Below are 16036 nucleotides of genomic sequence, written 5' to 3' on the forward strand. Positions count from 1 at the left end.
CCCTGCAATGACCCAACAACCCCATGTTCATGGCCCCGACTGCAACCACGGACACGATCATCACCACGATCACGACCACGGCCATGTGCACGGCCCGCATTGCAATCACGGCCATCAGGAGCCGGTTCGCAATGCATTGAAGGACGTCGGCCGCAACGACCCGTGCCCGTGCGGCAGCGAAAAGAAATTCAAGAAGTGCCACGGGGCCTGATCAAGCCTTAAAGCGGCAAGCTTCAAGTTGCAGGAAAATGCAGGCCCGCACCTCATGCAGCTTGAAGCTACCGACCGCTGGTAAATAAAGCTTCACCGCACCTTGCACGGCGCCTGCGCGCTCACTACCTTAGCGCCATTCGAACCCCGCCACGCCTTGCAGGAGCCCTTGTCATGGCCGCCCCCGTCCTTCCTCCCTTCCGCCCACGGTTCGCCACCGCTGCCACGCTGCTCGGCATGCTCGGGCTTGCCGGTTGCCAGATGGGCGGCTATCAGGACAGTGTGCCACCGACCACCGGCGTGCAGCCGCTCAAAGGCCTGGCGCAGAATGTTTCGGTGCGCCGCAACGCCATGGGCGCACCGCTGATCGAAAGCAGCAGCTTCCATGATGCACTGTTCAGCCTCGGCTACGTCCACGCCGGCGACCGTATCGGGCAAATGCTCGCCATGCGCCTGCTGGCCCAAGGCCGCCTGGCGGAACTGGCCGGAAGCGAGGCGCTGGACATCGACCGCCTGATGCGCGCTGCCAACCTCAAGCACAACGCCACCCAGCTGTACGCCGATGCTTCGCCCCGGCTCAAGCGCTTCTTCGAAGTCTACGCCCGCGGGGTCAATGCCTACCTGTTCCGCTACCGCGACAAACTGCCGGCCAACCTCGCCAGCAGCGGCTACCGCCCGGAATACTGGAAGCCCGAGGATTCGGCGCTGATCTTCAGCCTGTATGCCTTCAGCCAGTCGGTGAACCTGCAGGAAGAACTCAGCGCCCTGACCCTGGCGCAAAAGGTCGGCAGCGATAAGCTGCCTTGGCTGCTGCCTGGCGCGCCAGACGAACCCCTGGCTGAAGCTGAGGCAGACAAGCTGAAGGGTCTGAACCTGAGCAGCCAACTACCGGGCCTGGCTGCGCTGGCAGCCGCCAGCCAGAAGCTCGCCGACCTGAACCTGCTCGGCAGCCCGGGCTCGGCCAACCTGGCCCTGGGCCCGCAACGCAGCCGCAGCGGAAAAAGCCTGTTGGCAAGCGACAGCCGCGCAGCCTGGGCCCTGAGCCCGGTGCAGATCCACACCGGCAAGTACCAGGTTGCAGGCCTGTCGTTGCCGGGCCTGCCCATCGTCCTGGCCGGCTACAACGGCAAGCTGGCCTGGAGCAGCAGCGCGGTGATGGCCGACAACCAGGACCTGTACCTGGAACGGCTGCGCCATCAGGGCAGCCAGGTCAGCTACCTGGCCGACGGCAAGTGGTTGCCCGCTCGCGCACGCAGCGAAACCTTCTTCGTCCGTGGCCAACGCCCGCTGCGCGAAGTGATGTACGACACCCGCCACGGTACCCTGCTCGCCCAGACCGGCAGCCCCAGCCTTGGGCTGGCCCTTAACTTGCCGCAGCCCAAGGGTGATCGCAGCCTGGATGCGCTGTTCGACCTGACCCGAGCGCAAACCGTGGAACGCGCGTTTGACAGCACCCGCGAGGTGGCGGCTGCCGCACTCAACTTCGTGTTTGCCGAACCTGAGCACATTGGCTGGCAAGTCAGCGGCCGCTACCCGAACCGCCGTGAGGGCCAGGGCCTGCTGCCATCTCCGGGCTGGGAGGGTCGCTACGACTGGGACGGTTACGCCGACCCGATGCTGCACCCCTACGACCAGGACCCGCCGGCCGGCTGGATCGCCCATGCCAACCAGCGCAGCTTGCCACGCGGCTACGGCATGCAGCTGTCCAACACCTGGTATTACCCCGAACGCGCCGAGCGCCTGGGCCAGCTGGCCGGCAATGGCCGTCACGACAGCCGCAGCCTGATGGCCCTGCAAAACGACCAGCAGACGCTGCTGGCCGACAAGCTCAAGCAGATGTTCGACGCCCCTGGCATGGCCCAACCGCTCAAGCAAGCGATCGACGCTCTGCCAGCCGCCCAGCGCGACAAGGCCCGCGACGCGCTGGCCCGCCTCAAGGCGTTCGATGGTCGCCTGAGCCCGGTATCAGCGGATGCCGCGCTGTATGAGCTGTTCCTACAGGAAGTGGCGCTCCAGACCTTCCTCGACGACCTCGGCCCGCAATCCGGCACTGCCTGGCAGGCGTTCGTCAGCAATGCGCGCCTGTCCTACTCGGCCCAGGCCGACCACCTGCTTGGCCGCGAAGACAGCCCGTTCTGGGATGATCGCACCACGGCGCAGAAGGAAGACAAACCGGCCATCCTGGCCCGCAGCCTGGCCGCTGCCGTGGATGCAGGTACAGCCCAGCTGGGTGCCGACCGCCGCGCCTGGCAATGGGGCAAATTGCACCAATATCGCTGGCCTGCCCCTGCTTACCACGGCCTGGGCGATGCGCTCAGCCGATCGCCACAGGCGGCTGGCGGTGACTTCAGCACCCTGGCCCTGACGCCTTATGCGTGGGGCAGCGATTTCGACACCCGCCTGCCGGCCTCGGCACGCATGATCGTCGACTTTGGCCAGGCAGAACCACTACAGGTACTGACCAGCACCGGACAATCCGGTAACCCGGCCAGTGCCCATTTCAGCGATGGGCTCGATGCCTGGTTCAAGGGCCGGTTCATGAGCCTGCCAATACAGCCGCAGCATTTTGCCCGGGCCTATGGCAACCAGCGGCTGACCCTGGTGCCAGGCCGATAGGCCCAGCGTTTCCATCTGTATCCCTCAAGCCTCGGTGCTTAGCATCCTTTCTTGCCGCGCTCGTTCAGACAGCGAGTGCGGTCAACCCATCAAAAAAGGATGTTCAGCATGAGCAAAGAAACCCTCACGATCGAAGTGTCCTGGCCTGCATCGCTGGCCGTACCGGAGGGCAGCACCATTGACATTCAGCTGTGGGCCGGTAACGACAAGGCAGGCTACAGCATGATCGACGGCGATTTCTCGACGCCAGCAACCGCGTCGCCAGTCACCCTCGAAATCCCTTACGACAGTCAAGACCTGCAGAGCCATGACGGCACCACCACCTGGGACTACTTCCATACCTCCCCACGGCTGGTGCATGGCGGCTTCATCAAGAACATCGCCTACGCCGAAAAAATCAGCGTGGCGCAGACCAAAGGCGCGGCCTGGAAAATGGCCCTGCGCTGAATAGCCCGCAGCCAGCCCTGACGTGCAGGGCTGGCTGCCAACACCACGCGAACTTCCACGCCCCGCTGATGCTCTGAGCCTGTAAGCCCTCTTGCCAGGCATCGCCATGGACCTCGTCATCGCCCGCCCCGAAGGCCTTTACTGCCCGCCCGGTGATTTTTACATCGACCCTTGGCGGCCCGTGGAGCGCGCCATCATCACCCACGGCCATGGCGATCATGCCCGTCGTGGCAACACTCATTACCTGACCGCAGCCCCAGGGGCCGGCATACTGCGCAGCCGCCTGGGCCAGGATATCGACCTACTGGCCCTGCCCTACGGCGAGCGTATCCGCCACCACGGCGTCACCCTGAGCCTGCACCCGGCCGGGCACGTACTGGGCTCGGCACAGGTGCGCCTGGAACATGACGGCGAAGTCTGGGTTGCCTCCGGGGACTACAAAGTCGAGCCGGATGGCACCTGTGCTCCGTTCGAGCCGGTGCGCTGTCACACATTCATCACCGAGTCGACCTTCGGCCTGCCCATCTACCGCTGGCCCAGCCAGGCACAGGTATTAGCGGGGGTGAATGAATGGTGGCGGGCCAATCGCGAGCAGGGCAAGGCCAGCGTGCTGTTCTGCTATGCGTTCGGCAAGGCTCAACGAATCCTCCATGGCCTGGATCCGAGCATCGGGCCGATCCTGGTACATGGCGCAGTAGAGCCGCTGAACCAGGTATACCGAGAGGGCGGTGTACACCTGCCACAAACCCTTTATGCCGGTGATATTCCCCGTAATGACCCGCTCATGCGCCAGGCCATCGTGTTGGCGCCCCCCTCTGCCGCCGGCAGCAGTTGGATGCGTCGCTTCGGTGATTACAGCGATGCCTTCGCCAGTGGCTGGATGCTGCTGCGCGGCACGCGACGCCGGCGCGGCGTAGACCGCGGTTTCGTACTCTCCGACCACGCAGACTGGCCTGGGCTGCTATGGGCCATCGAACAGACCGGCGCCGAGCGGGTTATGGTCACCCACGGCTCGGTCAACGTGCTGGTACGCTACCTCAGCGAACGTGGCCTCGATGCCCGAGCGTTCGTTACCGAGTACGGTGACGAGGACGACGCTCCAGCAATGGAAGCTGAGGCATGAAGGCCTTTGCCCAGCTCTACCTGCGCCTGGATGCCACCACCTCCAGCAATGCCAAACTGCAAGCGTTGCGCGACTACTTTGCCGCAGCCCCCGCCGAGGACGCCGCCTGGGCTGTCTATTTTCTGTCCGGTGGCCGGCCACGGCAGTTGGTGCCCACCCGGGTGCTGCGCGAGCTGGCAACGGCATTGGCCGGGCTGCCGGGCTGGTTGTTCGAAGAAAGCTATCAGGCCGTGGGCGACCTGGCGGAAACCATCTCTTTGTTGCTGCCTGAAAACCAGCAAGGTAGCGAGAGCGGGCTGGCCCATTGGGTCGAAGCCCATCTGCTGCCACTGCGTGGGCTGCCCGCCGAAGAGGTCCAGCAGCGCCTGCCGCCACTGTGGGCACAGTTGGATCGCCCCAGCCTGATGCTGTGCCTGAAGCTGATCACTGGCAGCTTTCGCGTGGGCGTGTCCAAGCTGCTGGTCACCCGGGCACTGGCGCAGCTGGCGGGGCTGGATGCCAAACGCATAGCTCAGCGCCTGGTGGGCTATACCGACATCAGCCATCGCCCGACAGCCAACAGTTACCACAAGCTGATCGCCGCTGAATCGGCCGACGAACATAGCCAACGTGGTGGCCAACCATACCCGTTCTTCCTGGCGCATGCCCTGCAGGCCCCCATCGAACAGTTCGACGCCCTGCTCGGCCCGCCCAGCGCCTGGCAGATCGAGTGGAAGTGGGATGGCATCCGCGCACAAGTGGTCAAGCGCGATGGCCAGGTGTGGGTGTGGTCACGCGGCGAAGAACTGGTCACCGACCGCTTCCCGGAGCTGCACAGCCTGGCGCAGAGCCTTCCCGACGGCGTCGTGCTCGACGGTGAGATCCTGGTCTGGAAGCCTGATTCGGGCAACGACCAGGCACTGGCCGTGCAACCTTTCGCACTACTGCAGCAGCGCATTGGCCGCAAGACGCTGGGCAAGAAGCTGCTGGCCGATGCGCCGGTGGTATTGCAGGCGTACGATTTGCTGGAATGGCAAGGCGAGGACTGGCGTAGCCGCCCCCAATATGAGCGCCGCCAGCAATTGCAGCGTGTCGTGGAAAGCTATCCCTTGGCCCCGGTACTGCTTTCGCCTCTGCTCGAAGGGCAGACTTGGCACGCGCTTGCCATCCAGCGCGAACGATCGCGCAGCCTGGGCGTCGAGGGCCTGATGCTCAAACAGCGCGATGCGTTGTACGGGGTGGGCCGGACCAAGGACATGGGGGTGTGGTGGAAGTGGAAGATCGACCCGTTCAGCGTAGATGCCGTGCTGATCTATGCCCAGCGCGGCCACGGCCGGCGTGCCAGCCTGTACAGTGACTACACCTTCGCGGTCTGGAGCGGGCCACCCGGCGACCCCGAGCGTGCCTTGGTACCTTTTGCCAAAGCCTACTCGGGCCTGAGCGATGAAGAAATGCGCAAGGTCGATGCAATCATTCGCAAGACCACGGTAGAGACCTTCGGACCGGTGCGCAGCGTCAAGCCAACCCTGGTGTTCGAACTGGGGTTCGAGGGCATCGCCCTGTCAAAACGGCACAAGAGCGGTATAGCCGTGCGCTTTCCGCGCATGCTGCGCTGGCGCCTGGATAAACCTGTGGAGGAGGCCGATGACCTGGCGACCCTGCAGGCACTGCTGGCCTGAAGAAGGCAGCACGGTGAAGCATACTGGCTAAAATTATGCTTCTATCTTTGTGCCGACCCGTGTCGCAGACCGTTTTCGCCACGCAGCCAGGACCACCATGCACCATTCGACACACGACCTGCTCTCGCCCGTACCGGGCATCATTCGCCAACTCCACAGCTTCCACTTCGGCCCGCGCGGTGGCGCCAAGGTGTACATACAGGCCTCGCTGCATGCCGATGAGTTGCCCGGCATGCTGGTCGCCTGGCACCTCAAGCGTCGCCTGGCCGAACTGGAGCAGCAAGGGCGCCTGCGCCGCGAAATCGTCCTGGTGCCGGTGGCCAACCCGGTAGGCCTGGAGCAAGTGATGCTGGACGCACCACTGGGTCGTTTCGAATTACAGAGCGGCGAGAACTTCAACCGCAACTTCGTCGACCTTTCCGACAGCATTGGCGACCAGGTGGAGGGCCATCTGACCCAGGACGCCGACCACAACCTTGCCTTGATTCGTGAGTACCTGCGCCGTGGCCTGGATGCACACCCGGCACACACCCCCCTGCAGTCCCAGCGCCTGACCCTGCAGCGGCTGGCCTGCGATGCCGACCTGGTCCTGGACCTGCACTGCGACTTCGAGGCGGTAGAACATCTCTACACCACCCCGGAAGCCTGGCCTCAGGTCGAGCCGCTGGCTCGCTACCTGGGTGCGCAGGCCAGTTTGCTGGCCACCGACTCCGGCGGGCAGTCGTTCGACGAATGCTTCAGCCTGGTCTGGTGGCAGTTGCAGCAACGCTTCGGCAAGCGTTTCCCGATCCCTTTGGGTAGCGTGTCGGTAACTGTCGAGTTGCGCGGCCAGGCCGATGTCAGCCATGACCTGGCCAGCCATGACTGCCAGGCGATCCTCGATTACCTGATTCACGCCGGAGTCATCGAAGGCCCTGCAGTGCCCTTGCCACCCCTGCCCCGGGCTGCGACCCCGTTGGCCGCCGTCGAGCCGATATCGGCCCCGCTGGGCGGGCTGCTGGTGTATCACGCCCGCCCCGGTCAGTATCTGGAAGCCGGGCAACTGGTCGCTGAAGTCATCGACCCGCTCAGCGACCGGGTGACTGCCGTGCACAACCGCCAGCCTGGCCTGCTGTATGCCCGCAGCGTTCGGCGCATGGCCACGACGGGCATGGTCATCGCACATGTCGCCGGTGAACAGGTGTGTCGCAGCGGCTACCTGCTGGCCAACTGACCCGGTAAAACCAAACCGCCGGGCCGGTGGTCAGTAGAAGCACAACCTTCGAAGGACCCGACGGCCCCATGCCAAGCCCTCCCGACATTGCCAATGCCTGGTTTCGCATGCGCGGCTGGAAGCCCTTCGCCTTCCAGCGCCAAGCCTGGGCCGCAGTCGGCCGTGGCGAGTCGGGGCTGCTGCATGCCAGTACCGGCGCCGGCAAGACCTACGCCCTCTGGCTGGCGGCACTGCGCACCTTCGCCAAGCCGCGCGCAGGGCGTCAGCCGGCGCCATTGCAGGTCGTGTGGATTACCCCGATGCGCGCGCTGGCGGCCGATACCGCACGCGCATTGCAAGCGCCGCTGGACGACCTTGGCCTGAACTGGAGTGTCGGCGTGCGCAGCGGCGACACTGGCAGCGCCGAGCGCGCCCGCCAGGCCCGACGCCTGCCGAGTACATTGATCACCACACCCGAGAGCCTGACCCTGCTATTGACGCGTGCGAATGCCTGCGATGATTTCGCCAGCCTGCGCATGGTGGTGGTGGATGAATGGCACGAACTGCTCGGGAACAAACGCGGCGTACAGCTGCAATTGGCCCTGGCACGCTTGCGTCGCTGGCATCCGCAACTGGTGACCTGGGGGCTGTCTGCCACCCTGGGCAACCTGCCGCATGCGCTCGAGGTACTGGTGCCAAAGGGTGGCCAGCTGATAAAGGGCCGCCAGGACAAGCGCCTGGTCGTCGACACACTCCTGCCCGAGGCCATCGAACGCTTTCCCTGGGCCGGGCACATGGGCCTGAAGATGCTCGCTCAGGTTGCCCGGGAGCTCGACAGCAGCGCCAGCAGCCTGGTTTTCACCAACACCCGTGCCCAAGCCGAACTGTGGTACCAGGCCCTGCTTGACGCCCGTCCCGACTGGGCCGGGCAAATTGCCCTGCACCACGCCTCGCTGGCCCGCGCTACCCGCGACTGGGTGGAACTGAGCCTCAAGCAGGGCACGCTCAAGGCAGTGATCTGTACCTCCAGCCTGGACCTGGGTGTGGACTTTCTGCCCGTGGAACGGGTGTTGCAAATTGGCTCGGCCAAAGGCGTCGCCCGCCTGATGCAACGGGCCGGGCGCTCCGGGCACGCCCCGGGGCGCCAGTCGCGGGTCACCCTGGTGCCGACTCACAGCCTGGAGCTGGTCGAGGCCGCAGCCGCTCGCAGTGCACTTGCGGCGGGCCATATCGAGGCCCGTCGCTCCCCGCGCCTGTGCATGGATGTACTGGTTCAGCACCTGGTCAGCATGGCGTTGGGCTGCGGCTTTCGCCCCGCTGAGCTACTCGCCGAGGTACGTAGCACCTGGGCTTTTTGCGATCTGCGCGACAGCCAGTGGCAGTGGGCACTGGACTTCGTCTGCCACGGCGGCAGCTCGCTCAGTGCCTACCCCGATTACCAGCGCGTCGAGGCCCACAGCGATGGCGTATGGCGGGTCGTCAGCGAGCGCCTGGCGCGGCGCCACCGCATGGGCATCGGCACCATCGTCAGCGACGCCAGCCTGCAGCTCAAGTATTGGAGCAAAGGCGGCGGCGGAAAGCATCTGGGCAGTGTCGAGGAAGCCTTCATCGCCCGCCTGCGTCCAGGCGATACCCTGGTGTTCGCCGGGCGGATACTCGAGCTTGTGAGGGTGGAGAACATGACCGCTTATGTACGCCGCAGCACCGCCCGTAAAGCCGCCGTAGCCCGCTGGAATGGCGGGCGCATGCCGCTGTCCAGCGAACTGGCCGATGCCCTGGTGGAGAAACTCGACGCCGCAGCCCGCGGCCATTTCGATGATCCAGAAATGCGCACGGTGCGGCCCTTGCTCGCACTCCAAGGCCAGTGGTCGGCCTTGCCTACCACGCAGACGCTGCTGGCCGAAACCCTTGCCACACGCCAAGGCTCGCACCTGTTTGTCTACCCGTTTGCCGGCCGCATGGCCAACCTTGGTCTGGCCAACCTGATTGCCTGGCGAGTCAGCCGCAACCAACCGCTATCGGTATCCATTGCCGTCAGCGACTACGGCTTCGAACTGCTTAGCCCGGCCCCTGTGGACTGGGCAGGCCACCTGCCCGCAGCGATGTCCACCGAGCACTTGCTGGACGATGTACTGGCTAGCCTGAACGCCAGTGAAATGGCCTTGCGGCGTTTTCGCGAAATCGCCCAGATCTCCGGGCTGGTGTTCGGCGGATACCCAGGCGCGCAGAAAAGCACCCGGCAGATCCAGGCTTCCAGCGGGCTGTTCTACGAGGTGTTTCGCAAGCATGACGCCGATAACCTGCTGCTTGGCCAGGCGCGGGATGAGGTGCTGCGTGAGGAACTGGAGATCGAACGCTTGCAAGGTCAATTGGCCAGGATGAGCAAGCTGCGCCTGGATGTGCGTGAATTGCAACGGCCCGGGCCACTGGCTTTCACGTTACTGGTCGAAGGCATGCGTGAGACCCTGACCACAGAGAAACTGGCCGATCGCATTGCGCGCATGGTCGCGGACCTTGAACAAGCAGCGAGCAGGAAGGCATGAGTACGCACCTGGTCATCGAGCATTGCGGGCAAACACTGTGGTTGATGCCGGACCGCGCGCTCTATTGGCCTGCCCGGCGAGCGTTGCTGGTCGCTGACGTGCATATCGGCAAAGCCGCCAGTTACCGCGCGCTGCATCAACCCGTGCCGCGCGGTACCACCCAAACCACGCTCAAGCGCCTGGACGCTCTGCTGGCAGCCTGTGAGTGCGAACAATTGATCATTCTTGGCGATTTCCTGCACGCCCGAACGGCGCACGCGCCTGCAACGATGGCTCAGTTACAGGCCTGGAGAGAACAGCACGGCGGTTTGCGCATCGTGCTGGTACGCGGCAACCATGACCGCCATGCCGGCGATCCACCAGCCCAGCTGGACATTGAAGTGGAGGAAGACCCTTGGCTGCTGGCACCGTTCGCGCTCCAGCACGAACCGGTCGCACACCCTGATCACCCGGTGCTGTGCGGCCATGTGCATCCGGTATTCGTCTTGCGCGGGCGCGCTCGTCAGCGGCTCAGGCTGCCCTGCTTCCTGATGGACCAGCAGGTCAGCCTGCTACCGGCGTTCGGTGAATTCACCGGGGGATGGACTGTCGAGCCCGGCCTAGGGAGTCGCATCTACCTTGCGGGCACAGATCAAGTCTGGGCCCTGCAAGTCTGATCTCATCGAGCGTTCATGCCACCGGCGCAGGTGGAGGTTCGTCGGGCAGGGTTGGCTCACCCGGCTCCATGGGCGGCGTATCGCCAGGTTGGGCCGGTTGCGGGGTATCCGGGTCGGGCTGACCGGGTACGCCGCCCAGATGCATCGGGGCAGGATGGGCCAGCAGGGACCATGCCAGCAAGCCGATCTGGTTGGGCTGCAGCACAGCCAGCTTCGCACTGATTACGGGATCGAGTTTCATGGGCAACTCCTGACGAGGGCCGCCACGCATCATGCATGGCGGCACTGTTCATTAGCTTGGAGTACCCGAGCGAAAACTAATTCCCCGCGCTCGTCGGCTCAGGTGCGTGGCAGGGTGACGCCGCGCTGGCCCTGATACTTGCCACCACGGTCTTTGTACGACACTTCGCATTCTTCATCGGATTCGAGGAAAAGCATCTGCGCCACGCCTTCGTTGGCGTAGATCTTGGCCGGCAAGGTGGTGGTGTTGGAGAACTCCAGCGTCACGTGGCCTTCCCACTCTGGCTCGAGCGGGGTGACGTTGACGATGATGCCGCAACGGGCATAGGTGCTCTTGCCCAGGCAGATGGTCAGGACGTTGCGCGGAATGCGGAAGTATTCGACGGTGCGGGCCAGGGCAAAGGAGTTCGGCGGGATGATGCAGACATCGCTCTTGACGTCGACGAAGCTGCCGGCGTCAAAGTTTTTCGGGTCGACGGTGGCCGAATTGATGTTGGTGAACACCTTGAATTCGTCGGCGCAACGCACGTCGTAACCGTAGCTGGAGACGCCGAACGAGATCACCCGGCTGTCGTGCTCGCCGCGCACCTGGCGCTCGACGAACGGTTCGATCATGCCGTGTTCCTGCGCCATGCGGCGAATCCACTTGTCCGATTTGATGCTCATGGCGGGGGTGTCCTGAGAGTTGCGAGGTGAAAAAACGAGAAGCGCATATTACCGGTCCCGGCGCTCAGGTTAAAGTTCCATACCACATCCCGCGTCAGATGGGGCTTGGCGCCCGCCGCCGATCTGAATTTCATCAAAGGCCATCTTGGTGATTGGCAGGTTGCGGAAAGTGGGTTAAGGTGACACCACTGTGCTGCACGTGACACCGAGAATCTCTAGTTTGATGCACGATCCTGATCGGCCCAACGCTGAATTTTCTGCTCTCTTTGCGCTCAGTCCCGGGCAGGGTTTTTCCTGACCGTTATCAACTTTGTCCAAGGAGACAGAAAAATGTCCAACCGTCAAAACGGTACTGTTAAGTGGTTCAACGACGAGAAAGGCTACGGCTTCATCACCCCTCAGTCGGGTGACGATCTGTTCGTACACTTCAAAGCCATCCAAGCTGACGGCTTCAAAACCCTGAAAGAAGGCCAGGCTGTTACTTTCGTCGCTACCCGCGGCCAGAAAGGCATGCAGGCTGAAGAAGTTCAAATCGCCTAAGTCGATTTAGCTTCCTCGCTTTCAAAAAAACCCGCCTTCTGGCGGGTTTTTTTATGGCCGTTTGCAAGGGCTGCCTTGCCGGGGCGCCGGACCGGTCGTAAAGGGCCGCAAAGCGGCCCCGGCATTTCATGCGGCGGGCCATGTCGCCCGTGGAGCTGCATCATCGCCAACATGCAGGCTGCGCAGGCTCCCCCGCTTATTCAATCCTCGCTGATGGTAATGCTCGGCATCGCCGGTGCTGCCGCTTCCTGCAGCACGATCCGCGCACCCACCTGACGGGCGAGCTCCTGGTAGACCATGGCGATCTGGCTTTCCGGCTCGGCAATCGCCGTCGGCTTGCCGCTGTCAGCCTGCTCACGGATCAGCATCGACAAGGGCAGCGAAGCCAATAGCTCGACACCATACTGCGCGGCCAGCTTCTCGCCGCCACCTTCACCGAACAAGTGTTCGGCATGGCCGCAGTTCGAGCAGATGTGCACCGCCATGTTCTCCACCACGCCAAGCACCGGGATGTTGACCTTGCGGAACATCTCCACACCTTTCTTGGCATCCAGCAGCGCCAGGTCCTGCGGCGTGGTGACGATCACTGAACCTGCCACCGGCACCTTCTGCGCCAGGGTCAGCTGGATATCACCGGTTCCCGGGGGCATGTCGATCACCAGGTAATCGAGGCCATCCCAGGCTGTCTGGGTCACCAGCTGCAGCAACGCGCCGGAAACCATCGGGCCACGCCAGACCATCGGCGTGTTGTCATCGGTGAGGAACGCCATCGACATGACCTCCACGCCGTGCGCCTTGATCGGTACAAACCATTTCTGCTCGCGGATCTGCGGGCGGGTACCTTCGGCGATGCCGAACATCACCCCTTGGCTGGGGCCATAGATATCCGCATCGAGAATGCCTACCCTCGCACCTTCGCGAGCCAGGGCCAGCGCCAGGTTGGCGGCTGTGGTCGATTTGCCGACGCCCCCTTTGCCCGAAGCCACGGCAATGACGTTCTTGACGTTGGCCATGGCCGGCACCTGGGCCTGCGCCTTGTGCGCGGCGACCACGCAGTCGATCGTTACCTGGGCCGAGCTGACACCGTCTAGGTTCTCGATTGCGGTCTGCAGCACCTGCGCCCAGCCATTTTTGAACAAGCCGGCGGCATACCCCAGTTGCAGCTGCACAGCGACCTGCCCGCCCTGGATGTCGATGGCACGCACACAGCCGGCGCTGACCGGGTCCTGGTTCAGATAAGGGTCGGTGTACTGACGAAGCACGCCTTCGACGGCGGCACGGGTGACGGCACTCATGGAGGCTCCCATTGGCATACGATTGATCGAACAGGCGCCTATCCTAACCCGTCAATCGTCAGCCGTTGCGTCCATGGGGTGAAATATATTCGCCAGCCCTTTATAGTGGCCGATCACCTTCAATTTACCCCGAGCCAGATAAGTAGCCGAGCCACCATGTCCGAGCCACGTCAGATTCTCGTCACCAGCGCCCTGCCCTATGCCAATGGGTCCATCCACCTTGGCCATATGCTCGAGTACATCCAGACGGATATGTGGGTTCGCTTTCAGAAGATGCGCGGCAACCAGTGCATCTACGTCTGCGCCGATGACGCCCACGGTTCGGCCATCATGCTGCGCGCCGAAAAGGAAGGCATCACGCCGGAGCAACTGATTGCCAATGTACAGGCCGAGCACAGCAGCGATTTTGCCGACTTCCTGGTGGATTTCGACAACTTCCACTCCACCCACAGTGAAGAAAACCGCGAGCTGTCCAGCCTGATCTACTCGCGCCTGCGCGACGCCGGTCACATTGCCACCCGTTCGGTCACCCAGTACTTCGACCCTGAAAAGGGCATGTTCCTGGCCGACCGTTTCATCAAGGGCACCTGCCCAAAGTGTGCGGCTGACGACCAGTACGGCGACAACTGTGAAAAATGCGGCGCCACCTACGCGCCGACCGAACTGAAAAACCCCAAGTCGGCCATCTCCGGTGCCACCCCGGTGCTGCGCGACTCGCAGCATTTCTTCTTCAAGCTGCCGGACTTCCAGGCCATGCTGCAGCAGTGGACCCGCAGCGGCACCTTGCAGGATGCGGTGGCCAACAAGCTCGCCGAATGGCTGGACTCCGGGCTGCAAGAGTGGGACATCTCGCGTGATGCGCCGTACTTCGGTTTCGAGATCCCGGGCGAGCCTGGCAAGTACTTCTACGTCTGGCTGGATGCGCCGATCGGCTACATGGCCAGCTTCAAGAACCTGTGCGCGCGCCGCCCAGAGTTGGACTTCGATGCGTTCTGGAACAAAGACTCCAAGGCCGAGCTGTACCATTTCATCGGCAAGGACATCGTCAACTTCCATGCCCTGTTCTGGCCAGCCATGCTCGAAGGCGCGGGCCTGCGCAAGCCGACAGCGGTCAACGTGCACGGCTACCTGACCGTCAACGGCGCGAAGATGTCGAAATCGCGCGGCACCTTCATCAAGGCCCGCACCTACCTGGATCACCTGCAGCCCGAATACCTGCGTTACTACTACGCAGCCAAGCTGGGGCGCGGCGTCGATGACCTCGACCTGAACCTTGAGGACTTCGTGCAAAAGGTCAACTCAGACCTGGTCGGCAAAGTGGTCAACATCGCCAGCCGCTGCGCAGGCTTCATCCACAAAGGCAATGACGGCGTGATGGTTGCCGGCGACGCAGCCCCGGAGCTGACCGAGGCATTCCTGGCTGCTGCCCCGGGCATCGCCGAAGCCTACGAGGCCCGCGACTTTGGCCGCGCCATGCGCGAGATCATGGCCCTGGCTGACCGTGCCAATGCCTGGATCGCCGACAAAGCCCCCTGGTCGCTGGCCAAGCAGGAAGGCAAGCAGGACGAAGTGCAGGCGATCTGTGCCCAGGGCATCAACCTGTTCCGCCAACTGGTGATCTTCCTCAAGCCGGTACTACCGGTGCTGGCTGCCGACGCCGAGGCATTCCTGAATGTCGCGCCACTGGCCTGGAGCGACCACCTGTCGCGCCTGGAAAGCCACAAGCTCAACCCGTTCAAGCCCCTGATGAGCCGCATAGAACCTGCCAAGGTCGAAGCCATGATTGCCGCCAGCAAGGAAGACCTGCTGGCAGCCGAAGGCCAGGCGCAGGCACCGGCCGGCAATGGCGAACTGGCCAAGGACCCGCTGTCGGCAGAGATCGAATTCGACACCTTCGCTGCCGTCGACCTGCGCGTGGCGCTGATCGTCAAGGCCGAAGCGGTGCCGGGTGCCGACAAGCTGCTGCAACTGACCCTGGACATCGGTGACGAACGCCGCAATGTGTTCTCGGGTATCAAGTCGGCCTACCCTGATCCATCCAGGCTCGAAGGCCGCCTGACCATGATGGTTGCCAACCTCAAGCCACGGAAAATGCGCTTTGGCGTCTCCGAAGGCATGGTCATGGCAGCAGGCCCTGGCGGTGAAGAAATCTACCTGCTCAGCCCTGACAGTGGCGCAAAGCCAGGCCAGCGTATCAAGTAACCCCCCTCAGCCCCGGCCTCACCGCCGGGGCTTTTTCATCCTCCTTGCGCATTGCCGGACAGCGCAGGCGATTCACGGCTATCGTCATTTGCATGAACGACTATGTCCTGGTTCTGATCAGCGCCGCACTGGTCAGCCACCTGCTTTTGCACCGACAGCCTGCCTCCCGGCTGCGCGTACATGTGTGCGGCCTGGCCTGCGCGTTGTCGATAATGTTGGCAGTCACCGGCGGCCAACTGCTTGAACACTGGATCGTGGCGCCTTGGCAACTGCAGGACCTGCGTATGTTCTTGCTGCTGCCCTGGCAGGCGCTACTCGCGTGGGGCATCCCCCAGACGCTTGCCAGGCTGCGCCCGCAGTGGCCCACGCAGAGCCTCATGTGGCCGATACTGGGGAATGTCATGGCACTGGGCATGACACTTCAGGCAATAGGTGAACAGGGCGAATGGCTGGCCACGCTGAGCTGGGGGGTTCTGGCGGGGCTTGGCTTCTGGCTGGCGCTGGCGTTGTTCGACGACCTCCGTCAGCGCTGCGAACACGCACAGGTGCCAGGCGCACTGCGCGGCCTACCCATCGCCCTGCTTGGCGCCAGTGTGATGGGTATGGCGTTCTCTGGCCTCAACGGCATATTCACGCAATGAGCCCGAC

General features: G+C 63.5%; 14 protein-coding genes. 11 read left to right on the plus strand and 3 right to left on the minus strand.

Annotated features, from left to right (window positions below):
- Positions 1–7 precede the first annotated feature (7 nt).
- The 8 genes from NGJ21_RS06755 (at position 8) to pdeM (ending at position 10445) form a co-directional block, all read left to right on the plus strand.
- Positions 8–211, plus strand: a complete 204-nt coding sequence (locus tag NGJ21_RS06755; RefSeq protein WP_012313055.1) for an SEC-C metal-binding domain-containing protein — start codon at positions 8–10, stop codon at positions 209–211.
- Between the two features lie 173 nt (positions 212–384).
- Positions 385–2826, plus strand: coding sequence for a penicillin acylase family protein (locus tag NGJ21_RS06760; RefSeq protein WP_115273729.1), 2442 nt, complete (start codon positions 385–387; stop codon positions 2824–2826).
- 108 nt (positions 2827–2934) lie between these two features.
- The gene (locus NGJ21_RS06765) at positions 2935–3273 is read left to right on the plus strand and encodes a hypothetical protein (protein WP_115273728.1); all 339 of its coding nucleotides are present in this window, start codon (positions 2935–2937) and stop codon (positions 3271–3273) included.
- 106 nt (positions 3274–3379) lie between these two features.
- On the plus strand, positions 3380–4396 hold the full coding sequence (locus tag NGJ21_RS06770) for a ligase-associated DNA damage response exonuclease (RefSeq protein WP_115273727.1): 1017 nt from the start codon (positions 3380–3382) through the stop codon (positions 4394–4396).
- Positions 4393–6054: an ATP-dependent DNA ligase gene (locus tag NGJ21_RS06775; RefSeq protein ID WP_174142048.1), complete on the plus strand. Its 1662-nt coding sequence runs from the start codon at positions 4393–4395 to the stop codon at positions 6052–6054. Before NGJ21_RS06770 ends, NGJ21_RS06775 begins: the two co-directional genes overlap by 4 nt.
- A 97-nt stretch (positions 6055–6151) precedes the next feature.
- Positions 6152–7267 (plus strand): succinylglutamate desuccinylase/aspartoacylase family protein, encoded by a 1116-nt coding sequence (locus NGJ21_RS06780; RefSeq protein ID WP_046787744.1) that lies wholly within the window; start codon positions 6152–6154, stop codon positions 7265–7267.
- Between the two features lie 68 nt (positions 7268–7335).
- Complete coding sequence (locus NGJ21_RS06785) at positions 7336–9789, plus strand: ligase-associated DNA damage response DEXH box helicase (protein WP_174142049.1); 2454 nt, start codon at positions 7336–7338, stop codon at positions 9787–9789.
- Positions 9786–10445 (plus strand): ligase-associated DNA damage response endonuclease PdeM, encoded by a 660-nt coding sequence (gene pdeM / locus NGJ21_RS06790; protein ID WP_115273724.1) that lies wholly within the window; start codon positions 9786–9788, stop codon positions 10443–10445. The genes NGJ21_RS06785 and pdeM overlap by 4 nt, the downstream gene beginning before the upstream one ends.
- 13 nt (positions 10446–10458) lie before the next feature.
- On the opposite strand, the gene NGJ21_RS06795 is transcribed toward pdeM, so the two are convergent.
- On the minus strand, positions 10459–10686 hold the full coding sequence (locus tag NGJ21_RS06795; RefSeq protein WP_046787747.1) for a hypothetical protein: 228 nt from the start codon (positions 10684–10686) through the stop codon (positions 10459–10461).
- Between the two features lie 98 nt (positions 10687–10784).
- Positions 10785–11351, minus strand: coding sequence for a dCTP deaminase (dcd, locus tag NGJ21_RS06800; RefSeq protein WP_012313046.1), 567 nt, complete (start codon positions 11349–11351; stop codon positions 10785–10787).
- Between the two features lie 330 nt (positions 11352–11681).
- On the opposite strand from dcd, the gene NGJ21_RS06805 reads away from it, so the two are divergent.
- Positions 11682–11891, plus strand: a complete 210-nt coding sequence (locus NGJ21_RS06805) for a cold-shock protein (RefSeq protein ID WP_012273869.1) — start codon at positions 11682–11684, stop codon at positions 11889–11891.
- A gap of 200 nt (positions 11892–12091) precedes the next feature.
- On the opposite strand, the gene apbC is transcribed toward NGJ21_RS06805, so the two are convergent.
- Positions 12092–13186 (minus strand): iron-sulfur cluster carrier protein ApbC, encoded by a 1095-nt coding sequence (gene apbC / locus NGJ21_RS06810; protein ID WP_115273723.1) that lies wholly within the window; start codon positions 13184–13186, stop codon positions 12092–12094.
- Positions 13187–13342: 156 nt separating this feature from the next.
- Here apbC and metG point away from each other — a divergent pair, with 156 nt between their 5' ends.
- Positions 13343–15388, plus strand: a complete 2046-nt coding sequence (gene metG, locus NGJ21_RS06815) for a methionine--tRNA ligase (RefSeq protein WP_115273722.1) — start codon at positions 13343–13345, stop codon at positions 15386–15388.
- Between the two features lie 92 nt (positions 15389–15480).
- Positions 15481–16029 carry an Rnf-Nqr domain containing protein gene (locus NGJ21_RS06820; RefSeq protein ID WP_115273721.1) on the plus strand — a complete coding sequence of 183 codons (549 nt, stop codon included), beginning with the start codon at positions 15481–15483 and terminating at the stop codon, positions 16027–16029.
- Positions 16030–16036: the final 7 nt, after the last annotated feature.

The organism is Pseudomonas sp. Marseille-Q5299 (assembly GCF_943737035.1).
Taxonomy (GTDB): domain Bacteria; phylum Pseudomonadota; class Gammaproteobacteria; order Pseudomonadales; family Pseudomonadaceae; genus Aquipseudomonas; species Aquipseudomonas putida_E.